This window comes from Salinicola sp. DM10, assembly GCF_017306975.2.
GTDB lineage: Bacteria > Pseudomonadota > Gammaproteobacteria > Pseudomonadales > Halomonadaceae > Salinicola.
The window spans coordinates 1,235,418-1,257,136 of the sequence record NZ_JAFLEN020000001.1; the positions used below are offsets into that span (position 1 = coordinate 1,235,418).

Below are 21,719 nucleotides of genomic sequence, written 5' to 3' on the forward strand. Positions count from 1 at the left end.
TTGTCTTGCCTTCGCTCGCTGACTTTTCGTACAAACCCTAGAAAGGCGCGATCGCGTCGCGGGATTTTGAGAACGCACCGCCGCGGCTCTACAATAGAGGATTACGTCAACCATGCCGACGGGCACCCAGAACGCTATGGCCATCAGAACCATCCTCGAATATCCCGATCCCCGCCTGCGCACCAAGGCCGCCCCGGTGGCGCAGGTCGACGACGAGATCCGCGCCCTGGTCGACGACATGATCGAGACCATGTACGACGCCTCGGGCATCGGTCTGGCGGCGACCCAGATCGACGTACACCAGCGCGTCATCGTCATGGATGTCAGCGACGACCGTAGCTCGCCGCTGGTGCTGATCAACCCGAGCTACACGCCGCTGGATGACGAGCGCCAGCCGCTGCAAGAAGGTTGCCTGTCGATCCCCGACTACTACGCCGAAGTGCCGCGCGCCCTGCGCGTTCACCTGAAGGCGACCGACCGTGACGGCAAGGCCTACGAGCTCGACGCCGACGGTCTGCTCGCCCACTGCATCCAGCACGAGTGCGATCACCTCGAAGGCGTGCTGTTCGTCGACTACCTGTCGCCGCTCAAGCGCGACCGCGTGCTCAAGAAGATGCAGAAGCGCCACAAGCAGGATCAGGACGCCTGATCCGGATTCGCCCACGTCAGTCTTCGTTCGAGGCCGGCCGTCACCGCGACGCCGGCCTTTCGTGCTTCGAGAGGAACCCCGCCGCATGAGCCACAGCACCGACGGCCGCGCGCTACGCATCGTCTTCGCCGGTACGCCCGACTTCGCCGCCGAGAGCCTGCAGGCGCTGCTCGACTCGCGCCATCAGGTCGTCGCCGTCTACACCCAGCCCGACCGCCCCGCCGGTCGCGGGCGCAAGCTGACGCCGAGCCCGGTCAAGCAGCTGGCGCTGGATCACGCCCTGCCGGTGTGTCAGCCGACTTCGCTCAAGACGCCCGAGGCGCAGCAGACGCTGGACGACTTCGCGGCCGACGTGATGGTGGTGGTCGCCTACGGTCTGCTGCTGCCGCAGGCGGTGCTCGACCTGCCGCGGCTGGGGTGTCTCAACGTGCACGCCTCGCTGCTGCCGCGTTGGCGCGGTGCGGCGCCGATCCAGCGCGCCATCGAGGCCGGCGACAGCGAGAGCGGCATTACCCTGATGCAGATGGATGCCGGCCTGGATACCGGCGACATGCTGCTGGTGCGGCGCACGCCGATCGATGCCACCACCACCGGCGGCACACTCCACGACACCCTGGCCGCCCTCGGTGGAGAGACCCTGATCGCCGGCCTCGACGCGCTGAGCGAGGGCGACCTGACACCGACGCCGCAGCCTGACGACGGGGTCACCTACGCCAGTAAGCTCTCCAAGGCCGAGGCCGAACTCGACTTCCGCCAGCCCGCCGCGGCGCTGGCCCGCCGGGTGCGCGCCTTCAATCCGTGGCCGGTGGCCTGGACACGGCTCGACGGCGACAGCGTGCGCCTGTGGCTGGCCGAGGCCGAGACGGGCACCGCCCAGCCCGCCACGCCCCCCGGCACCCTGCTTGCCCCGGCGGACGATGCCCTGCGCATCGCCTGCGGTAGCGAGGGACGCGAGGTGCTGCGGGTCACCCGGCTGCAGCTGCCGGGCGGCAAGCCGCTGGCAGCACGCGACCTGCTCAACGCCAAGGCGTCACGGCTCGGCGCCGGGCAGCGCCTGGGCCAGCCAGACCAGGGCCAGTCAGAAGAGTCGACAGGAGCCGACGCATGAGCGCAATCAGTGCACGGGCCGTGGCCGCCAAGCTGCTGGTGCCGGTGATCAACGGCGAAGGCTCGCTTGCCTCACTCGACGGCGAGATCGCCGCCCACGCGGTGGCCGAGCGCGACCGCGGCTTCGTCAAGGCGCTCTGCTTCGGTGTCTGCCGCGCTTATCCGCGCCTAGATGCATTGGCCGCGGAGCTGCTGCGCCAGCCGTTCAAGAAGCGCGACAGCGACGTGCAGGCGCTGCTGCTGCTGGGTCTCTACCAGCTCCTGCACATGCGCGTGCCGGCGCACGCCGCCGTCAGCGAGACCGCCGGTGCCGCCCGCGGGCTGGGCAAGGCCTGGGCCACCCGCGTGCTCAACGGCTGCCTGCGCCGCTTCCAGCGCGAATCGGTGGCACTCCAGGCCAAGGTCGACCGTGACCCGCCGGTGGCGCTGTGGCACCCCGCCTGGCTGCTCAAGGCGCTGCGCCAGGCCTGGCCCGATGCCTGGCAGACCCTGTGCGCGGCCAACAACGAGGCCGGGCCCATGACCCTGCGCGTCAATCGCCGCCGGAGCACGCGCGAGGCCTACCTCGAACGCCTCACTGCCGCCGGCATCGAGGCCAGCGCCTGCCAGTTCGCCGCCGACGGCATCCAGCTCGCCGCGGCGGTGGACGTGCACCAGCTGCCGGGCTTCGACGAGGGCGACGTCAGCGTGCAGGATGAATCCGCCCAGCTCTGCGCCGACCTGCTGGCGCCAGCGCTCGACGGCCGCGATGGCGCCCGGGTGTTCGACGCCTGCGCCGCCCCCGGCGGCAAGAGCGCGCATTTGCTGGAGCGTTTCACCCTCGATCTCACCGCCAGCGATATCGACCCCGGCCGGCTGGCGCGGGTCGGTGCCACCCTGGAGCGGCTGGGTCTCGACGCCCGCCTGAGCGCCCTCGATGCCAGCAGCGCCCCGCTCGCCGAGACGCTGGGCCAGACCCCGCAGAATACCGACGCCGCGGCGCCGAGCGCGGGCTTCGATGCCATCCTGCTCGACGCCCCCTGCTCGGGTACCGGGGTGATCCGCCGCCACCCGGACATCAAACTGACCCGCCGCGCCAGCGATATCGGCGAACTCGCTGCGCTGCAGGCGCGCCTGCTCGACAACCTGTGGCGCCAGCTCGCCCCCGGCGGCACCCTGCTCTACGCCACCTGCTCGGTGCTACCGGCCGAGAACGCCGAGCAGATCGCCGCCTTCCTGGCGCGCACCCCGGATGCCCGCGCCACCACCCCCGACGACCTCGCCTGGGGCCAGCCCGCCGGCCAAGGCCGCCAGCTCCTGACCGCGCAGAACGGCCACGACGGCTTCTTCTACGCGCGGTTGGAGAAGGCGACGCCGTAACGGGCGGACCTCGGCGGCGGGGAGCCTGATCTCCCCGCCGACTTGCGCCCTGGCTGGTGCGCTTCGATACTGAGGGTGGATACCGGATCAGGGAGGCCGCCCGTGCCCGCCAAGAGCGTGTCAGGTTCCCGCGTGTCAGCCACTACCACCGACACGACCTGTGCGGTGGCCGCCAGCGAACCCGAACCCCAGAGCGAGACCGCGTTCACGCCGCACGTCCAGACCCAGCCTGCCTTGGCGTCCCTCGACGGTATCGCCGAGAACAGCGCGCTGGTGATCGTCGACGTGCAGCCCGACTTCATGCCGGGCGGTGCCCTGGCCTGCGCCGAGGGCGATGCGATTCTCCCGGGTATTGCCTGGCTGCTGGCGCAGCACGCCTTCGGCCACGTGGTGGCGACCCAGGATTGGCACCCCGCGCGACACGTCTCCTTCGCGTCATGCCATCCACCGCACCAGCCGTTCGAGGCGATCGAACTCTACGGCCACAGCCAGACCCTGTGGCCGGACCACTGTGTACAGCGCAGCGAGGGCGCGGCGCTGCACCCGGCCATCGACTGGTCGCCGTGCGACGTGATCATCCGCAAGGGCACCGACCCGCGCACCGACTCCTACAGCGCCTTTCGCAATAACATCGGCCCCGACGGCCATCGCCCCGCCACCGGGCTGGCCGGTTGGCTGCGCGACCGCGGCGTGAGCGATGTCTACGTCTGCGGCCTGGCCCGCGACGTATGCGTGCTGTGGACCGCCGAGGACGCGGTGGCCGCCGGTTTCCGTACCCATTTTCTATGGCCGCTGACCCGACCCGTCACCTTCGACACCGACGCCGACGTGCTTGCACGGCTGGCGGCGCTGGAGATCGCGGTGATCGAGGCCTGACGGCTGTCATTGCCCAGAAAACGTCATCACCCAGAAGGAGTAGCCCTATGAGCAACCACGTCTACAAGCAGGTCGAGATCACCGGTTCTTCCCCCGACGGCATCGAAGCCGCGGTGCAGAACGCCATCGCCAAGGCCAGCGAGTCGCTGCACGGCATGCGCTGGTTCGAGGTCACCGAAACCCGCGGGCACATCGAGAACGAGCGCATCGCCCACTGGCAGGTAACGGTCAAGGTGGGTATCTCCCTCGACTGATCGTTGCCCGACCGGCGCGGGCAGCGACACTGTCGCCGCCCGCGCCGGTGTTTGTTTTTCTCTTGCTTCCCGGCGTCACGCACCGCCCACGTGCGGGGTGGTGTCATTCGCCGTCCAGGGTCGTTATGCTACGCGCTGATCGAGGCGCGCCCGACCCCAGGCGGTGAACGGGCATTTCTCTCCCGCGCTTTTTTACTCAGTGCTTCCCTGACGGTTTGGCATGAAAATCATCATTCTAGGGGCCGGCCAGGTGGGCGGCACGCTGGCCGAACATCTGGCCAACGAAGAGAACGACATCACCGTCGTGGATATCAGTGAAGTGCGTCTGCGCGAGCTGCAGAACCGCCTGGATATCCGCACGGTCGTGGGCACCGCGTCCTACCCCAACATCCTGCGTCAGGCCGGCGGCGAAGACGCCGACATGCTGATCGCGGTGACCAGCTCCGACGAGATCAACATGATCGCGTGCCAGGTCGCGCACTCGCTGTTCCGCACGCCGACCAAAATCGGCCGAGTGCGCTCGACCGCCTATCTGACGCGCAAGAGCCTGTTCTCCAACGACGCCATTCCGGTCGACGTGCTGATCAGCCCGGAGCAGGTGGTCACCGACCATATCCGCCGCCTGATCGAGTACCCCGGGGCGCTGCAGGTGCTCGACTTCGCCGGTGGCCTGGCTCAACTGGTGGCGGTCAAGGCCTATTACGGCGGGCCGCTGGTGGGCCAGGAGCTGGGCTTTCTGCGCCGCCACATGCCGGATATCGACACCCGCGTGGCGGCGATCTACCGCCGTGACCGTCCGATCATTCCCTCCGGCGACACCGTGATCGAGGCCGATGACGAGGTCTTCTTCATCGCCGCGCGCAAGGATATCCGCACCGTGATGGGCGAGCTGCGCAAGGTCGACCGCGACTTCCGCCGCGTGGTGATCGCCGGCGGCGGCAACATCGGTGAGCGTTTGGCCGAGACCCTCGAGCACAAGCACCAGGTCAAGATCATTGAGCACGATCTGAGCCGCTGCGGCACGCTCTCCGAGAAGCTCGACCGCACCGTGGTGCTGCACGGCAGCGCCACCAGCAAGCGGCTGATGCTCGAGGAGAACATCGAGGACTGCGATATCTACTGCGCGCTGACCAACGACGACGAGGTCAACATCATGTCCTCGATGCTGGCCAAGCGCCTGGGCGCCAAGAAGGTGCTGACGCTGATCAACAACGCCGCCTATGTGGATCTGGTCCAGGGCGGCGAGATCGATATCGCCATCTCGCCGCAGCAGACCACCATCGGCAGCCTGCTGACCCACGTGCGCCGCGGCGACATCGTCAACGTGCACTCGCTGCGTCGCGGTGCCGCCGAGGCGATCGAGGCGATCGCCCATGGCGACAAGCGCTCTTCCCGGGTGGTCGGGCGCACCATCGGCGAAGTCGATCTGCCCAGCGGCACCAGCATCGGTGCCATCGTGCGCGGCAAGGAGGTGCTGATCGCCCACGATGACGTGCTGATCGAGAGCGGCGATCACCTGATCCTGTTTGTGATCGACAAGCGCCGCATCCGCGACGTCGAACGGCTGTTCCAGGTCGGGCTCACGTTCTTCTGATGCTGTTCGTCCCGATGTCGTTTATCTCAATGCCGTTCGCGAGCGTGTGCGCATGAATCTGTTCGTGACCCTGCGCATCGTCGGGCTACTGCTGATGCTGTTCAGCCTGACCATGGTGCCGCCGATGGTGATCGCGCGGATCTTCCACGACGGCAACTGGCACGCCTTCGGCATCGGCATGGCGATCTCGGTCGTCACCGGCGCCCTGCTCTACTGGCCCAACCGGCGCGCCCGGCGCGAGCTGCGCACCCGCGATGGGTTCATCATCACGGTGCTGTTCTGGGGCGTGCTGGGGCTGTTCGGTACCGTGCCGTTCATGGTCTCCGAGGCACCGGCGATGAGCTTCACCGATGCGGTGTTCGAATCCTTCTCGGGGCTGACTACCACCGGCGCCACGGTGCTTCACGGCATCGACCAGCTACCCGCGTCGATCCGCTTCTACCGCCAGCAGCTGCAGTGGCTCGGTGGCATGGGGATCGTGGTGCTGGCGGTGGCGATCCTGCCCACCCTGGGCATCGGTGGCATGCAGCTCTACCGCACCGAGATTCCCGGGCCGCTGAAGGACTCCAAGCTGACCCCGCGGATCACCGAGACCGCCAAGGCGCTGTGGTACATCTACGTGATCCTCACGGTGGTCTGCGCGCTGGCCTACTGGCTCGCCGGCATGGACTGGTTCGACGCCATCGGCCACAGCTTCTCGACCATCGCGGTGGGTGGCTTCTCCACCCACGACGCCAGCATGGCCTACTTCGACAGCGCCACCATCGAGCTGATCTGCGTGCTGTTCATGATCGTCTCGTCGATCAGCTTCGGGCTGCACTTCGCGGTATGGCGCGAAAAGCGCCTGCTGCAGTACATCCGCGACCCGGAGTTCTGCTTCTTCGTCTCCTTCCTCGGCCTGCTGGTGCTGATCACCGTGGTCACGCTGTTCGCCACCGGCACCTACCACGACGCCACCGGCCTGCGCCACGGGCTGTTCGAGGCGGTCTCGGTGGCCACCACCTCCGGCTTCAGCGTCGCCGACTTCACCCTGTGGCCCGGGGTACTGCCGATCATGCTGTTCATGGCGGCCTTCGTCGGCGCCTGCTCCGGCTCCGCCGGCGGCGGGATGAAGGTGATCCGTATCCTGCTGATCCTCAAGCAGGGCATCCGTGAGGTGCACCGGCTGATCCACCCCAATGCGGTGTTCGCGGTCAAGGTGGGCAAGATGCGCATCTCCGAGGGCGTGGCCGAAGCGGTGTGGGGCTTCTTCTCGGTTTATCTGATGCTGTTCGTGCTGATGCTGCTGGCGCTCTCGGCCACCGGGCTCGACCAGGTCACCGCGTGGTCGGCGGTGGGCTCGGCGCTCAACAACCTGGGCCCGGGGCTGGGTGCGGTCTCCACCGACTACGGCGACATTCCCGATCTGGCCAAGTGGATTCTGGTGCTGGCGATGATGCTCGGGCGCCTGGAGATCTTCACCGTGCTGGTGCTGTTCACACCGGCGTTCTGGCGCCGCTGAGCGCGGCGTCCCGCTGTTCGCGGCCGCCTTCCACTATCCACGGCGGCCTCCCACTGTCCACGGCTGCCTGCCACCACTATCCGCAGCCGCCTTCCACTAAAGGATAACGAGCGCGCTATCGCCAGGGGGGAAGCCCGGGGGTCGCCAATGATAGAATGCGCGGCTTTCCGGCGCCGCCAAGAGGCTCACGAGGCAGCGGTAGTGCCGTCCCCTACCTTTCGCATCACGAGAGAGTCATGTCCGTCAATTCGCAACGCCGCTCTTCCGCCCCGTCGTTCCTGCGGCTGGGTCTGATTCCCCAGATCGTCATCGGTATTCTCCTCGGCCTGCTGGTCGCCCAACTGGCGCCGGCACTGGCGCAGTCGTTCGAGATCCTGGGCCAAGTGTTCATCAGCGCGCTCAAGGCGATCGCGCCGATTCTGGTGTTCGTGCTGGTGATGGCCGCCATCGCCAGCCACGAGCGCGGCCAGCCGACCCAGATTCGCGGCGTGCTGGCGCTCTATCTGATCGGCACCCTGGTGGCGGCGCTGGTAGCGGTGAGCGCGAGCTTCCTGTTCCCTACCACGCTGATCATCGACGCCCCCCAGGCCGACGGTACCCCGCCCTCGGGGATCGCCGAGATCCTGCGCAATCTGCTGCTGAGCGCGGTGGACAACCCGGTGGCAGCGCTCACCAACGCCAACTTCATCGGCATCCTGGCCTGGGCGGTAGGTCTGGGCCTGCTGCTGCGGCGCGCCAACGACACCACCCGGCGCGGCCTCGCCGATCTCTCCGACGCCGTCTCTGGACTGGTGCGCTGGGTGATCCGGTTGGCTCCGCTGGGCATCTTCGGGCTGGTCGCCAACACCTTCGCCACCACCGGCATGAGCGCGCTGGCGGACTACGCCCATCTGCTCGGGCTGATCATCGGCTGCATGCTGTTCGTGGCGCTGGTGACCAACCCGCTGATCGTGTTCCTGTATACCCGCCAGAACCCCTATCCGCTGGTCTTCACCTGCCTGCGCGGCAGTGCCATCACCGCCTTCTTCACCCGCAGCAGCGCCGCCAACATCCCGGTCAACATGGAGCTGTGCAAGCGCCTCGACCTGCACGCCGACACCTACTCGGTGTCGATCCCGCTGGGCGCGACGATCAATATGTCCGGCGCCGCGGTGACCATCACCGTGATGACCCTGGCCGCCGCCCACACCCTGGGCCTGAGCGTCGACTTCTCCACCGCGCTGCTGCTGTGCATCGTCTCCGCCCTCGCCGCTTGCGGCGTCTCCGGGGTCGCCGGCGGCTCGCTGCTGCTGATCCCGATGGCGGCGAGCCTGTTCGGCATCTCCGCCGACGTCGCCATGCAGGTAGTGGCGATCGGCTTCGTCATCAGCGTGCTGCAGGACTCCACCGAGACCGCGCTCAACTCCTCCACCGACGTGCTGTTCACCGCCGCCGCCTGTCGTTCGCCCAAGGCCCGCGCAGCGCAGGAGACCAGTGGCGCAGTGGAAGAGGCGATCTGAGCCCAGCCCGGGCCAAGTCGGCCGGTTTTTCACCGGCCGGCTTGGCATCGCCGCCGTGACGTGCAATATGGGGCGATGACTTTTCTCTAGCCTTTGGAATTTCCCCTCGATGTCTGACTCCACAGCCGGCCCCCGCGAGGTCGTCGCGCTCGCCGAGCACGAGCTGACCCTGCTCGGCACCGCCCATGTCTCCCAGGCCAGCGCCGACGAAGTACGCGAGCTGATCGACTCCGGCGAGTTCGACGCCGTGGCGATCGAGCTCTGCACCTCGCGCCACCAGAGCCTGACCCAGCCCGACGCCATGGCCAAGCTCGACCTGTTCCAGGTCCTCAAGCAGGGCAAGGCGGGCATGGTCGCGGCGAGCCTGGCGCTCGGCGCCTTCCAGCAGCGGGTGGCGGCCCACTCCGGCATCGAGCCGGGGGCGGAGATGCGCGCCGCGGTCAAGGGCGCTCAGCGCGCCGGCCTGCCGCTCTACCTGATCGATCGCGAGATCGGCGTCACCCTCAAGCGCATCTATCAGAACGTGCCCTGGTACAAGCGCTTCGGGCTGATCTCGGGGCTGCTCGGCAGCGTGCTGTCGCGGCAGACGGTCTCCAGCGAGGAGATCGAGAAGCTCAAGGAGGGTGATGTGCTCGAATCCACCTTCGCCGAGTTCGCCGAGCAGTCGGAATCGCTCTATGTGCCGCTGATCGCCGAGCGCGACCGCTTCATGGCGCTCAAGCTGGTGGAGTCGCTGCCCGATGGGCAGGCCCGCCGGGTGCTGGTGGTGATCGGCGCGGGGCATCTCAAAGGCATGAGCGAGCACCTGCGGGCGCTGGACGCCCAGCCGCCGGCCGCGCTGGCAGTGCGCGAGGAGCGCGCGGCGCTGGAGTCCACCGCGCCCCGTGCGCGCTGGTGGAAGGCGCTGCCTTGGATCATCGTCGCGCTGGTGCTCACCGGCTTCGCCATCGGCTTCAGCCGCGATACCGCCTTCGGCTGGTCGCTGGTCGCCGAATGGGTGCTGATCAACGGCAGCTTCTCGGCGCTGGGGGCGCTGATCGCCCTGGGCCATCCGCTGACCATCGCCGCGGCCTTCCTCGGCGCCCCGCTCACCTCGCTAAACCCCACCATCGGGGTCGGCTTCGTCACCGCCGGGGTCGAGCTCTACTTCCGCCGCCCCACGGTGGGTGACTTCTCGCGCCTGCGCAGCGACGTCAGCCACTGGCGCGGCTGGTGGCGCAACCGGGTCGCACGCACCCTGCTGGTGTTCCTGCTGTCGAGCCTCGGCTCGGCGATCGCTACCTGGGTCGCCGGCCTGCGTATCGCCGGGCAGCTATTTGGCTAGCTCGGCGGCTGCGTCCTTCGCGAGCAAGCTCGCTCCTACAGGGGAAACCATCCAGCCGAGGTAGCGTTGGCTGCGGTGGTGTAGACACTCGCCTGGCTTTCATCTCTCTGAACGCTGCAATCTATCTGCTGTAGGCGTGAGCTCTGCTCGCGAATCGTTGGGTTTGGCCACCTTCGTCGGGACCGCCACAACGTTAGGGAAGTGCTGCATAAATGCCTGCGCTAGCGAGCTCGCACCTGATAGGGGGAGCCGTGCGGCTGCCCCGGGGCGTGCGCCCATAACGCCTGCCGCGCATTCGCCTGCTCTTCCATCTCCCCCTATTGAAAGACCTCCAACTGCCACCATTGTCTACTCCGGGTGCCGCCGAGGCCGCTGATATCGGGGCCGAGGACTGGGGAAGAAAAAATATCGCCGCGTGATGCCCTCCCCTCTTGAAAGCCGTTCAGGCGATCCTATTTAACATAACGTCGAGAGAGGAGCAGTCAGCCGACGGCATCTTGCATGCGTCATCCCCTCGACAGCGGACGCCGCCGAGCGGGTCCGCGACCGGTGGCCTGAGATGGGCTCGGGCACCCCAAGACTTCGCTGTCATTCAGGAGGTTGCACCATGAATACGATGTCTCTTTCTCCGCTGTTCCGCCGTTCCATCGGTTTCGACCGGCTCAACGATCTGTTCGAGACCGCGATGCAGAACGACGTACCCAGCTATCCGCCCTACAACGTCGAGAAGTATGGCGAGAACGATTACCGCATCGCCGTCGCGGTCGCCGGCTTCGGCGAAGGCGAGCTCGATGTCAACGTCGAGAAGCGCGTGCTGACCATCAGCGCCGGCAAGAACGGGCGCGACGATCAGGAACGCGTGCAGTACCTGCACCAGGGCATCGCCCAGCGCGCGTTCAAGCTCTCGTTCCGCCTCGACGAGAACATCGAGGTTCAGGGCGCACGGCTGGAAAACGGCCTGCTGATCGTCGATCTGCTGCGCGTGGTGCCCGAAGAGCAGCGCCCGCGCCAGATTCCGATCAATGGCAAGCAGCAGCAGCGCCTGAGCGACGCGACTCAGGGCGACGTGACGCAGGGCGAAACGGTAGAGACCGCCCACGCCTGAGCGTGAACCGGGCGCGATGACGGCCGCGACGGCCGCCAAGATCCGCCGGCCAGGCAGCCCACGCTGCCGGCACGCGGATAGCAGAAGGCCCGGCGGGATAAAACCCGCCGGGCCTTCTTTCGTCCGAGCCTGTGACGTTGGACCTCAGAGCACACCCTGCTCCCTGGCCATGGCATATGCCGCCCGCGGCCCGTGCCACAGGGTGGGAATCAGCAGGAAGGCCACCGGCACCGCCGGGATCACCAGGAACTGCTGCAGCACGCTGACCTGACCCGAGCCCATGTAGAGCAGGATCGCCGCCATCAGCGCGAAGGTGACGCCCCAGAAGGCGCGCAGCGCCACACCCGGGTCATCGTGGCCAGCACACACCACGGAGACCGCGTAGCTCATCGAGTCACCGGTGGTGGCGACGAAGATGGTGGTCAGCACCAGCACCGCCAGCGCCATCCAGGTGCCGCCGGGCAGCGCCTGCGCCACCGTCAGCGTGGCCACGTCGAACTGGAAGTTCTTGAGCGGCTCGGCCAGATCGATCACGCCATGAAGCTGGTAGAAGATGCCGGAACCGCCGAGCAGGGTGAACCACACCGTGGTCACGATCGGCGCCAGCACCGCAGTGGCGATGATCATCTCGCGGATGGTACGCCCGCGGGAGATCCGCGTGACGAAGATCGCCATCGGCGGCGCGAAGCCGACGAACCAGGCGAAGAAGAACACTGTCCACCACTTCAGCCAGCCCAGCGGCGCGGTGACCGTGGTCAGGGTCGACAGCTCGAAGAAGTGGCTCAGATAGCTACCGAAGCCCTGGAACCAACTATTGACCAGGAACAGGGTCGGCCCCAGCACCAGGATCACGCCACCAAGGATCATCGCCCAGATCACGTTGAAGCGGCTGAGAAACTGGATGCCGCGGTCGATCCCGGTCACCGCCGAGGTGACGTAGATCGCCCCCAGGCCGACGAGGATCATCAGCTGCACCTCGTAGCCGCGGGGAAAGCCGAACAGATCGTGGAGCCCGAAGCTGACCTGGGTCGCCAGGAAGCCGAGCGGCCCCACCGTGCCGGCGGTCACCGCGATGGCGCAGATGGCATCGATGACGCCACCGAGGACGCCTTTCATTCGCTTGTCACCGATCACCGGCGCCAGCAGCGTACGCGGCTGCAGCGGCAGGCCGCGCTGGTAATGCTGATGCGAGAGGATGCACACCGGCAGCGTGCCGAGAATGGCCCAGCCGGTGAAGCCCCAGTGGAAAAAGGCCTGAGCCAGGGCATTGGGCACCGCCGCAGGCGTACCCGCCTGGGTATCGAACGCCGGCGGGGTGACCACGAAATGGTAGATCGGCTCACCGGCGGCGAAGAACACCCCGCCACCCGCCAGCAGCGTGCAAAGGATGATCGAGACCCAGCGGAAGGTGCTCATGTCCGGCTTGTCGAGCCCGCCGATGCGCGCGCGGCCGGCCGGGGACAGCGCCACGCCGATGGCGATGAAGAAGGTCAACAGCATCAAGAGCTGGAAGGTACTGCCGAACAGCCGCGCGGACTGAGTGAAACCGACGTCGATGAGATGGGCCACGGTGTCGGGTGCGATCGCCGAAGCGGCGACGAACAGCACGATGAAACCCACGGTGAGTATGAGTACGACGGGGTCGCCAAAACGGCCACCTGTAGACGATGGCGCGTTGGGATCGGAAGTCATATGGGGGGAGCGTTCGTTAGGCATGAAGCGCGCCACCCTACCGGCCCGCGCCGCAGACGGCAAGCGCCGAGCGCGTCGGCGCTTGCCGCCGGCCGGGTTGCGCGCGCCGGTTTTCGAGGCGAGCGCTCAGCTTGGCAGCGCCCGGCGATAGCGCTTGAAGCGCTTACTCAGGGCCTTGGGCGACTCCGCCGCCAGCCGCGTGCCGAGCGGCATGGCGCTACGCTGCAGACTCAGGCGACGGCGCGCCACCAGCGAGCCGAGCGCCTGGCGCCGCTCGGCGGAGATACGCTGCATGTCCGCATCATCCAACGCCGCCGCCAGCATCGCCAGGTCATGATCGTCGCCGAGCAGGTCCGACAGCCGGTGCGCCTCTTCGGCGCGCACCGTCAGCGGCGCCTTCCATAGCGAACGCAGCAGCTCGCAGTGGTAGCGGTGATATTTCACCCGCTTGCGCCACTCGTGCAGCGCCACCACGCTGCCCTCCTCCGCGGCCGTCTCGCCGGCATCATCCAGGCGGCGGTAGGTCATGGCGAGCCCCGCCTGCCAGGCATCGCGCTGTGGCCCTTTCAGCCGCCAGCCGAGTACCGCCTGGCGCGCCTCATCGAGCGCCGCCTCGAGTGCGGCGGTGTCCACCGCGCCTTCGCTCCCAACCTTGCCCTCCCCACCTTTACCCTCCCCGCCTTTACCCTCACCGCCAAGCTCATCGGCCAGGGTGCGTTCACGACGCGCCTTCAGCCGCGCGCGGATCGCCGTGTAGTGGCGGCGGTCTATCTCGTCCCGATAGTGCGCCAGTAGCGCATCGAAGGTTTCCAGCAGCACCTGCTCGTCGCGCCGGCCCGAGACCTGGCGTGCCAGATCGCGGAAACGCCGGTTCTCACGGGCATAGCGCTTGCCCAGCGCCGGGCGTACCAGACGCAGCAGCGCGCGAATCTTCTTGCAGCGCTTGCGCAGCTCGTGGATCGCCTCCACCGGCGGCGCCTCCAACAGGGCACGCCGCGCCCGCGCAATCTGCTCGAGGGCGATTCGGCGGGTTTCGTCTTCCAGCGGTTGGGATAGATCGAGGCGATAAGGCATGGCTGGCTCCCACTCCGGCGATCAGGCGCTCTGTCAATTTACAGACTCACAGATTCACACCCTCCTGAATTCACAGCGTAGACCAGGCAGCAGACCGGAGCGGGCGGCTATCTCTATTCGCCCAAAAGCTAATGGAGAGGAGTTCTCTCTCGGTTCTAGGCTCAAGATGGACCTGACCGAGGGGGATCGATCCCGTGAAGAGTACACCGTTCATCACCGAAAGCCTGCTGACCCGCTGCCGCAAGGAGCAGAGCCTGCAGCACCAGCGCGCTCGGCAACCCTTCGACCCCGCATCGCTGAATGACCGCAAGGAGCTGTCGCTGATGGTCGAGGAGGCGATCCGCGAAGGCGAAACCTATGTCTCCATCGCCCGGGGTCACACCCATATCGGCCTCACCGAGAGCGATCTCAACGAGCTGGTCGGCCCCGAAGTCGCGATCCGCGATCGGATCGAGCGCTTTCAGCAGATTTGATTCGCGCCACCAGCGATCATCTCCGGCCGCTCATCGAGGCGGCCGGGTTTTCTACGCGTCGGGGTTGTCTCAGCGCACCGTGATGCGATCCGGCGTCTGCGCGACGATCTTGAGCGGCGTACCCGCGAGAGCAGTCTCCAGCGCCTGGCGAATGCTCATCGCCCCGGTGACCGCGTTGACCGGCACAGCAGCGGTTCGCGAGAGGTCGGTCTCGATGAAACAGCCCGTGGCATGGGCCAACTGCTGCGCGGTCTCGTCGAAGCGCTGAGCAGGAATGGGGTGCGCCGCCGGCTTGTCGCAGGCGCCTTTCGCCGCCGCCGGCGTCTCGGGTGCGGCCGCAGAGCTGCCCGCCGAATGGGCGGCCGGCGCATCTGGCTTCGGCGCCGCTGGTGCCGGGGCACAGCCGCAGAGCAGTGCTAAAGTCGCCCCGCCAAGTGCGCCTAGTGCAAAACGTCTGATCATGGTGACCTCCGTTTCTCGGTTCCCGTCTCTCGCGATACCTGCTTCTCGATAAACAAGCCGACAGCCCCGTTGGTTACGCCGTCTACCGCCGTAAGATGAGGCGTGTCGCCCAGGCGCTCAACGGGCGCAGTACTTCTGGAAGACCTTGGCCTGAGTATCGAGTGTCACCTGCTCATTGACCTGGCTGTAGTAGAAAGGCGCATAGGCAGTCTCCCCTTCGGCCCGATACTCGCCGCACAGGCCATAGCCCTTCTGCACCGACTGCAGATCCTTCATCTCTACCTTTTCCACCCCGCGCTGGGCGGCGATCAGCTGCGCCACGTCGTCATCGACCTGGCTATCGCTGAAGGCCTGATAGCCGAAGATGGCACCAAAGACGAGGAGGATCGCCACCACGGGTACGTAGACGTTATGCATGTCCGCTGCCTGTCAGAGAAAGAGAAGTCCGCCGGAAACTGCGCCGATGATACCGGATCGGCGCCGCTGAACGTAGACGGATGACTCAACCAGCTAGCGATGAGTCGCAGGGCAGACAGCGGAGGCTTGCGCTCAGGGCTCGGCATCGCGCCCCTGGCGGGAAGCCGGCGGCAACATTGCCTACCCCATACAGATATGTGATAACATAACAATATCGCACCATCGATTCAGCCATCCACGGCCCAGGAGAAACCGCATGAAAGACGGCATCCATCCCCAATACCGCACGGTGATCTTCCACGACACCAGCGTCGACAAGTACTTCAAGATCGGCTCGACCATGAGCTCGGACGAGACCATCGAGTGGGAAGACGGCAACACCTATCCGGTGGTACGCCTGGATATCTCCTCCGCCTCGCACCCCTTCTATACCGGCAAGCAGCGCGAGGTCGGCAGCGAAGGCCGCGCCGCCCAGTTCCAGCGCCGCTTCGGCAGCATCGCCGCCGCGCGCCGCAAGTGACCCCCGGCCCGGCCAGCGCGCCGGGCTTTTTTCGATACCTGCCAGACACCCACAGCCTGCGTACCGGATGCTTAAGTTCAGCGCCAGGCGTTGTCCGCCTGCCGCACCGGAATATCCGTCAGCGCCGGCTCTGCCAGCCGCGTATTGAGCGCGATCAGCGGTTCTGGATCACCGGGTAGCGTGCGGTAATGGCTCACACAGCCACATCTGGCACAGCGCACGAACTCGATCTCGCGATCACCGCGCTGCCACAGGGCCACCCCGGCCTCGCCGACCCGCAGGGTGACCTCGCCGGGCGCATAGTAGGCCCAGAGCGCCGCGTAGCGCCGGCAGATGCCGCAGTTGCAGGCGGTCACCTGCTCGGGTAACGCCGCAGTGACCTCGAGATTGCCGCAGTCGCAGCGCAGCGTCAGTTGCCCTGGCGTATTCATGGGCTGTGGGGTCATGGGCTCTCTTCTTCCGGGGAGCCGACCAGCGCCTGGAGCGAGTCGATCGGCGAGGTGACGAGATTCTCCAACGACTCCGATATCGCCTGCCAGATCACCACGCTCATATCCACGTTGCTGCCGCTGACGGTGGTATCGATGGGAATGTTGAGATTGATCACCCCGCTCTCCGCCTGCAACAACGCCACCAGATTCTTCAGTGGCAGCGAGCTGGCGTCCGGGTCGACCTCGCGACCCAGGTCGAGCTGCTTGAGGATGATATGGTTGCGCGCGGTCAACGCGCCGTCCTGCAGGCGGTAGTGAAGGTCGAGATCGGCACTGCCGTGCTCGATACGATAGCCCGCGAAACGCCGGATATAGGGCGCGAACTGGGACAGCGCCAGCCGCTGGGTGGTCAGATGCATGCGCGCACCCAGGCTATCACCGAAGCTCACCTCGCCTTCGATCATCACCGGCGTGCCGTCACTCACCCGGCCCTCGACATGGTACTTGGCGGGCTTGGCGGTACACGTATCGAAGCGCGTCAACTGACCCTGCAACCGACCGATATCCAGCGACACCACCGGTGACATGCGGCGATCCTCGAACGTCATCTCGCCCTGCTCGACACGCAGCTTATCCAGCGCCAGGGCCATACCGCCGGATTGACTGTCATCTCCGCTGCCTTGACTCTGATACCCGATGCTTGGGTTCTGGCCGGTCTGTCCCTGACTGCTCTGGGCCTCACTGCGCTCATTCTGAGCCTGCCCCGCCTGGGCCTGCTGGCTGCCGCCGAACTGCGCGAGGAGATTGAAGCGACCTTGATCATCCACCAGCGCGTTCAACTTGGGCGCGGTAAGCGAAAGCGAACCGATGACGAGATGGTCGCCGCTGGCGAAATCGATCTGCTCGGCCACGCCCCGCTGCACCGAGAACAGCGGCTGGCCCTGGGCGCCCTGGGTCTCGACGCCATTCAGCGTCACCCTGCCCTGATAGGCCACGGCGGCACGGCTCGCCTGGCCGAAGCGCAGCCTGCCATCGAGCGAGAACTGCCCGCCCACCACCCGCGCCGGCAGCGCCCGGGTCAACCAGGGGTCGAGCGCCGCGGCATTGACCTGCTGCGCCTTCAGCGCCAGATCACCGCTCAGCGGTAACACCCCGAACTGCCCCTCGAGATCGAGCTGGCCGCCGCCCACGATCGCCGTAGCCTGCCCCTGCATCGGGCCGCCATCCGCGCGCTGAAAATCTTCGAGCGTCAGATCGACCTCGTCCACCTGAATCCGGGGCTGCCCGGCAGCCGCCTGATCGACCCAGACAATACGCCCGTGCTCGGCGCGGATCCGGTCGATGGTCAGCGGCATCGGCTGACCCGCATCGTTCGACGCGGACGAGCCCTGCCCGAGTGCGGTCACGTTGAGCGGCCCGGAGGGCGGCGAGACCAGATTCAGATGCGGCGAGCCCAGGGTGACCGACTCGATATGGATACCCGGCTGCCACAGGCTATCCCAGGCGAATGCCACCCGGCCCGACGCCGCGGTGAGCATCGGCGTCTTGCCGCTGCCGATTTCCAGTGACGAGAACGACGCCGTGGCGGTGAAGGGATTGAAATAGAGACGCTCCAGCGTGACCGGCTCCCCCAGCGAGCGGGAAAAGTGGCTCTCCGCCCACTTCGTCAGCGCCCAGGGGCCGGCCACGATGGCCAGAAACAGCAGCGCCAGCGCCACGGTGAAAACGCCGATCCAGCGGCGGCGGGTCGCGCTCATGGACACACTCCCTTGCGTCGGTGATACAGCTCGATTGCCTATTGAGCGTAGCAACCCACAGCGGGCGTGCCGGCCGGAATGTCAGCGCGGATAGACTTTCTCGAACTGCTCCAACAGCAGCAGATCCTGCGGGCTGAAGGAGATACCGAGCTGGCTCGCCGCGCGCTCGAAATAGCGGCGGTGGGTCTCCCGCCACTGCGCTAGCGAGCGGTCACCCTCGCCCTCCCGATAAGCGAACCCGGCGGAGACCTGATCGAAAGGAGCAACCTCCACCTGCGTCGTCACGATCACGCACACCGGGTTCTGGGCCCAATCGACCACCAGCGTAAACGCACCTGGGGCCGGTTTATCGCGCCCCTCGATCTCATACGCTACCAACAAATCGCAGCTCGCACGCTTGATGCCCTGATCGACCAGACGCGCGCATTCATCGGTATCGGTCTGGTTGTCACAGAAAAAATCGACCTGAATCGCCGATGCCCGGTGCCGCTCCGGTTCATCCAGCGTGGCCAGAAAACGCTCAACGAACGCCTGCTGCTGCGGTGTCATATCCAAAGTCTCATCGTATTGCCTTACCGCCATGCCGTTTGCCAATCCACCGATAAGAGCGCCGCGACAGTTGTCACTCCCCCTGTAGGAGCGAGCTTCGCTCGCGAAGAACGAAGCCATCACCACCGCCCTGAAAGGCCGAGCCTATGCGGCATTGGTCGTTGCCAGCAGATTGTTGGGACCAAAGGCCATATTCAGCGCGAAACAGGCCGGGAGAAAGAGCCAGAGTTGGTGGAGGTTCATGGGAAGCTGCCCTACGGATATGGGGTAGAGCCGCTGGGTGTCGAAGCGGCCTACTGGGACAAGTCGTGATAGCGGCCGATTTGGCCCAGGCTATCGCTTTTGAAGCGAATTCAATACCGCCCGACACCACCGCAACGCCTATGTTGGTTTCAGCTTTCTCGAGACGGTAACCCACCAGACCAATGCGACAGCCCCACTGGCGCTGCGGTAAGCTCGAACCGTGCCCGCCACACGGCTCGCATCACTCGATGCCCAGCCGCCCATTCAAGGAAGAGAGACGATGGACCTCGCCCTCTGGATCACCTATCTCGGCGTCATCACCGCGCTGATTCTGTTTCCCGGGCCCTTTGCCCTGCTCTGCATGCATCACGGGCTGCGCCACGGGCGCCGCCGCGCGCTGGTCACGGTGGTGGGTGGCGCGCTGGCATCGCTCGCCCTGATGGCGCTGTCATCGCTGGGCCTCGGGGCCATTCTGGCCACCTCGGAAACCGCCTTCGTGGTGCTCAAGGTGATCGGCGCAGCCTATCTGGTCTATCTCGGCGTGCAGGCGTGGCGCGCACCGGCGGCGCCTGCGGTGTCTGCCGGGGAAGGCGCGCCATCCACACTCGGGCGGAGCCGGCGGCAGCTCTTCACCAAGGGCTTTACCGTGGGGATCAGCAACCCCAAGGACCTCTTGTTCTTCGGCGCGCTGTTTCCCAACTTCATCGACCTGAGCCAGCCGCAGTGGTCGCAGTTCGCGATCCTGGCGCTGACATGGCTCGTGGTCGATCTGGCCACCATGACCACCTACGCCTCGGTTGGCTCCAGCGTGAGCCGCTGGTTCGCCACGCCGCGTCGTGCGCGGCTGTTCAACCGCACCACCGGCAGCCTGTTCGTTGCCGCCGGGGGAGCCCTGGCCGTGTCACACCGCTGAACTCATCGTGATGGGGATTTTTCCATGCCAGAGAGCGCCCTGAACCGCCCTATCGCCGTCTTCGATGCCGGTATCGGCAGCTACGCCATTGTGGCCGAGATTCAGCGCCGCCTGCCCCGGCAGGACGTGATCTACTTCGCCGACCGCGCCAGCTTCCCCTACGGCAGTAAAGAGCCAGACGAACTCGCCGAGGTGATGGCACGCACCCTGCGCTTTCTGGAAGGCTTCGCCCCTTCCGCCATCGTAATGGCGTCGAATGCGCCTTCGATCACGGTGCTGGAGCGAGTGCGACCGCTCACTACGCTGCCGCTCTTCGGGGTCTTTCCGCCGCTGGCCGAGGCATTGGCGCTCGCCCCGCATGGCAAGGTAGGCATCATGGGGGTGCGCTCGCTGATCGAGAGTGACGAGCTGCGCGATTTCGTGGCAAAGCAGACGTCGGCGCCGGAGACCGTGAATCTGATCGACGCTTCAGCGATGGTGGAACTGGTGGAGAGTGGCGCCTTTCTGTTCGACCCCGAGGGGACGCAGGCGCAGGTGGATGCCTTCGTCAAAGAGCTGCATCGCCGGGTGCCGGGTCTCGAGGTGCTGACGCTATCGAGTACACACCTGCCCTGGCTCAAGGGGTTTTTCGAGACCGCCAGCCCGGATTGCCGCTTCCTCGACCCCGCCGAAGCGATCGTCGCCGGGCTGGGCGAAGGCACGCCGGGCAGCGGCCGCATCCGCGCGCTGGTAACGGAAGATGAGCGCTACAGCCTGGCGGATTTTCAACGCATGCTGGCCCGCCTGGGGGTCGAGCTACCGCTCGAGAAGGTGGCGTGATTACGTCTCGAGTGTCCGGATCAAGGAGGCGAGGCAGGTAACGCGGAAGGAATGGCGCCCGAAGCAGGACTCGAACCTGCAACCCACGGCTTCGAAGGCCGGTACTCTATCCAATTGAGCTATTCGGGCGCACGGCGGAGACGATAACACTCAAGGCGCCCCGCCGGCGAGCCGTTCGCTCGCTGCGGGCACCGCTGGCCGGCTCAGCCGCGCGGCGGGAAACCCTTGGCGCGGGCGGCCATGCGACGCTCGAGCAGGCGCTGCATGGGGGCGCTGGGCTTGTCGATCTTGTGGTAGAAGCGGCTCGCGGCGTAGCTCTGGTTGAAGGCGTCGAAGTAGTCGTCGAGCACCTCGGCGGCCACCGCGTCGCCGGTCTTGCGCAGCAGTTCGGCGGCGACCTCGGCGGTGCACAGGTGCGAGGCAGAGGCCGGCTTGCGCAGGCGGTAGCGGGTCAGGCGGTCGGTGTGCAGCGGCAGCACCGGCAGGCCGTCCAGATAGGGGCTCTTGCGGAAGATCCGCCGCGCCTGGCGCCAGGTGCCGTCGAGCAGAATGAATACGGGAATGAAGCCATCCTGCTTGACCCCAGCCACGGCGCGCTCGTCGACCACCCGATGCTGGTAGTCCGGCTGGTCGTCGGGAAAGATCACGAAGGGCACGTAGCGGCGGTCGGCGAGCAGTGCGAGCAGCCCCTCATCCGGCGCTGTGCGGTGCCAGTCGAAGACCCGGGTCTCCGGCAGCACATCGGCGATCAGCCGCCCGGTGTTGGTCGGCTTGTTGTGCTCCAGCGGGTGCGTGAGCAGCCAGACCTGGGCGTCGCTGGTGGTGCTCACCCGGTAGGGACAGAGACAGTTGAGCACCGGCAGGCGACAGCCGTCGCAACGCTCGACGAAGCTGCCGCGGGCCTTGAACTCGCGCCGCGGCGGGCGCGGATGGCCAGTCGCCGGGTCCTGCGCATCCTGGGTTGCCTCGGGGTCGTGCGCCGGGCGCGCCATCGTGGTGTCGGCATCGTCTCGCATCGGGTGCCGCTCTCCAGCCAGTCTCAAAGGCCGCGCAGTCTATCACTTTGCGCGGCGGGCCAAACGCAGCAATCAAGGAAAGTTT

22 protein-coding genes, 1 tRNA gene and 1 pseudogene are annotated in these 21,719 nt (G+C 66.6%); 14 read left to right on the top strand and 10 right to left on the bottom strand.

Features of this window, described 5'->3' with window-relative positions; genetic code table 11:
- Nucleotides 1-136: 136 nt before the first annotated feature.
- The 10 genes from def to J0A90_RS05520 all read left to right on the top strand — a co-directional run bounded on the left by def (nucleotide 137) and on the right by J0A90_RS05520 (nucleotide 11,268).
- Nucleotides 137-649: a peptide deformylase gene (gene def / locus J0A90_RS05475; RefSeq protein WP_035469807.1), complete on the top strand. Its 513-nt coding sequence runs from the start codon at nucleotides 137-139 to the stop codon at nucleotides 647-649.
- 85 nt (nucleotides 650-734) lie between these two features.
- Complete coding sequence (gene fmt / locus J0A90_RS05480; RefSeq protein WP_207032106.1) at nucleotides 735-1,757, top strand: methionyl-tRNA formyltransferase; 1,023 nt, start codon at nucleotides 735-737, stop codon at nucleotides 1,755-1,757.
- Nucleotides 1,754-3,115 carry a 16S rRNA (cytosine(967)-C(5))-methyltransferase RsmB gene (gene rsmB, locus J0A90_RS05485; protein ID WP_207032108.1) on the top strand — a complete coding sequence of 454 codons (1,362 nt, stop codon included), beginning with the start codon at nucleotides 1,754-1,756 and terminating at the stop codon, nucleotides 3,113-3,115. Before fmt ends, rsmB begins: the two co-directional genes overlap by 4 nt.
- 132 nt (nucleotides 3,116-3,247) lie before the next feature.
- Nucleotides 3,248-3,991 (top strand): nicotinamidase, encoded by a 744-nt coding sequence (locus J0A90_RS05490; protein WP_233076519.1) that lies wholly within the window; start codon nucleotides 3,248-3,250, stop codon nucleotides 3,989-3,991.
- A 47-nt stretch (nucleotides 3,992-4,038) separates the two neighbouring features.
- Nucleotides 4,039-4,245, top strand: coding sequence for a dodecin (locus tag J0A90_RS05495; RefSeq protein WP_035473958.1), 207 nt, complete (start codon nucleotides 4,039-4,041; stop codon nucleotides 4,243-4,245).
- A 220-nt stretch (nucleotides 4,246-4,465) separates the two neighbouring features.
- Nucleotides 4,466-5,839 carry a Trk system potassium transporter TrkA gene (gene trkA / locus J0A90_RS05500; RefSeq protein ID WP_035473960.1) on the top strand — a complete coding sequence of 458 codons (1,374 nt, stop codon included), beginning with the start codon at nucleotides 4,466-4,468 and terminating at the stop codon, nucleotides 5,837-5,839.
- A gap of 52 nt (nucleotides 5,840-5,891) precedes the next feature.
- Nucleotides 5,892-7,340, top strand: a complete 1,449-nt coding sequence (locus J0A90_RS05505; RefSeq protein ID WP_035473962.1) for a TrkH family potassium uptake protein — start codon at nucleotides 5,892-5,894, stop codon at nucleotides 7,338-7,340.
- 236 nt (nucleotides 7,341-7,576) lie between these two features.
- On the top strand, nucleotides 7,577-8,839 hold the full coding sequence (gene sstT, locus J0A90_RS05510; RefSeq protein WP_207032110.1) for a serine/threonine transporter SstT: 1,263 nt from the start codon (nucleotides 7,577-7,579) through the stop codon (nucleotides 8,837-8,839).
- Between the two features lie 109 nt (nucleotides 8,840-8,948).
- On the top strand, nucleotides 8,949-10,163 hold the full coding sequence (locus tag J0A90_RS05515) for a TraB/GumN family protein (RefSeq protein WP_207032113.1): 1,215 nt from the start codon (nucleotides 8,949-8,951) through the stop codon (nucleotides 10,161-10,163).
- 607 nt (nucleotides 10,164-10,770) lie between these two features.
- On the top strand, nucleotides 10,771-11,268 hold the full coding sequence (locus J0A90_RS05520) for an Hsp20 family protein (RefSeq protein ID WP_207032115.1): 498 nt from the start codon (nucleotides 10,771-10,773) through the stop codon (nucleotides 11,266-11,268).
- 144 nt (nucleotides 11,269-11,412) lie between these two features.
- Here J0A90_RS05520 and J0A90_RS05525 read toward each other — a convergent pair whose 3' ends face one another.
- Together J0A90_RS05525 and J0A90_RS05530 are read right to left on the bottom strand one after the other, a co-directional pair.
- Nucleotides 11,413-12,960, bottom strand: a complete 1,548-nt coding sequence (locus tag J0A90_RS05525; protein WP_207032118.1) for a BCCT family transporter — start codon at nucleotides 12,958-12,960, stop codon at nucleotides 11,413-11,415.
- Between the two features lie 126 nt (nucleotides 12,961-13,086).
- A complete protein-coding gene (locus J0A90_RS05530) occupies nucleotides 13,087-14,034 on the bottom strand; it encodes a CHAD domain-containing protein (RefSeq protein WP_207032119.1) in 948 nt (315 codons plus the stop codon).
- Between the two features lie 194 nt (nucleotides 14,035-14,228).
- On the opposite strand from J0A90_RS05530, the gene J0A90_RS05535 reads away from it, so the two are divergent.
- Entirely contained in the window at nucleotides 14,229-14,507 is a 279-nt protein-coding gene (locus tag J0A90_RS05535; RefSeq protein ID WP_106419704.1) for a hypothetical protein, read from the top strand.
- A 69-nt stretch (nucleotides 14,508-14,576) separates the two neighbouring features.
- On the opposite strand, the gene J0A90_RS05540 is transcribed toward J0A90_RS05535, so the two are convergent.
- Both J0A90_RS05540 and J0A90_RS05545 read right to left on the bottom strand, forming a co-directional pair.
- Complete coding sequence (locus J0A90_RS05540; protein WP_207032122.1) at nucleotides 14,577-14,969, bottom strand: STN domain-containing protein; 393 nt, start codon at nucleotides 14,967-14,969, stop codon at nucleotides 14,577-14,579.
- A gap of 117 nt (nucleotides 14,970-15,086) precedes the next feature.
- Complete coding sequence (locus J0A90_RS05545) at nucleotides 15,087-15,386, bottom strand: hypothetical protein (RefSeq protein WP_207032124.1); 300 nt, start codon at nucleotides 15,384-15,386, stop codon at nucleotides 15,087-15,089.
- Between the two features lie 256 nt (nucleotides 15,387-15,642).
- Here J0A90_RS05545 and J0A90_RS05550 point away from each other — a divergent pair, with 256 nt between their 5' ends.
- Nucleotides 15,643-15,906, top strand: coding sequence for a type B 50S ribosomal protein L31 (locus J0A90_RS05550; protein WP_106419701.1), 264 nt, complete (start codon nucleotides 15,643-15,645; stop codon nucleotides 15,904-15,906).
- Nucleotides 15,907-15,983: 77 nt separating this feature from the next.
- Here J0A90_RS05550 and J0A90_RS05555 read toward each other — a convergent pair whose 3' ends face one another.
- The 4 genes and pseudogenes from J0A90_RS05555 to J0A90_RS18715 form a co-directional block, all read right to left on the bottom strand.
- Nucleotides 15,984-16,352 carry a GFA family protein gene (locus J0A90_RS05555; RefSeq protein WP_207032126.1) on the bottom strand — a complete coding sequence of 123 codons (369 nt, stop codon included), beginning with the start codon at nucleotides 16,350-16,352 and terminating at the stop codon, nucleotides 15,984-15,986.
- Nucleotides 16,349-18,094: a DUF748 domain-containing protein gene (locus J0A90_RS05560; protein ID WP_207032128.1), complete on the bottom strand. Its 1,746-nt coding sequence runs from the start codon at nucleotides 18,092-18,094 to the stop codon at nucleotides 16,349-16,351. The genes J0A90_RS05555 and J0A90_RS05560 overlap by 4 nt, the downstream gene beginning before the upstream one ends.
- Before the next feature lie 81 nt (nucleotides 18,095-18,175).
- Nucleotides 18,176-18,763 (bottom strand): ASCH domain-containing protein, encoded by a 588-nt coding sequence (locus tag J0A90_RS05565; RefSeq protein ID WP_207032130.1) that lies wholly within the window; start codon nucleotides 18,761-18,763, stop codon nucleotides 18,176-18,178.
- Between the two features lie 30 nt (nucleotides 18,764-18,793).
- Nucleotides 18,794-18,886 (bottom strand): annotated as a pseudogene (locus tag J0A90_RS18715) (LysE family translocator); the annotation flags it as partial.
- Between the two features lie 280 nt (nucleotides 18,887-19,166).
- Here J0A90_RS18715 and J0A90_RS05570 point away from each other — a divergent pair.
- Nucleotides 19,167-19,799, top strand: coding sequence for a LysE family translocator (locus J0A90_RS05570; RefSeq protein ID WP_207032133.1), 633 nt, complete (start codon nucleotides 19,167-19,169; stop codon nucleotides 19,797-19,799).
- 24 nt (nucleotides 19,800-19,823) lie between these two features.
- The gene (locus J0A90_RS05575) at nucleotides 19,824-20,618 is read left to right on the top strand and encodes a glutamate racemase (RefSeq protein WP_233076520.1); all 795 of its coding nucleotides are present in this window, start codon (nucleotides 19,824-19,826) and stop codon (nucleotides 20,616-20,618) included.
- Between the two features lie 52 nt (nucleotides 20,619-20,670).
- Here the strand turns inward: J0A90_RS05575 and J0A90_RS05580 are convergent.
- Both J0A90_RS05580 and J0A90_RS05585 read right to left on the bottom strand, forming a co-directional pair.
- A tRNA-Arg gene (locus J0A90_RS05580) sits at nucleotides 20,671-20,747 on the bottom strand.
- Nucleotides 20,748-20,821: 74 nt separating this feature from the next.
- Complete coding sequence (locus J0A90_RS05585) at nucleotides 20,822-21,610, bottom strand: tRNA-uridine aminocarboxypropyltransferase (protein WP_207033626.1); 789 nt, start codon at nucleotides 21,608-21,610, stop codon at nucleotides 20,822-20,824.
- Nucleotides 21,611-21,719 lie beyond the last annotated feature (109 nt).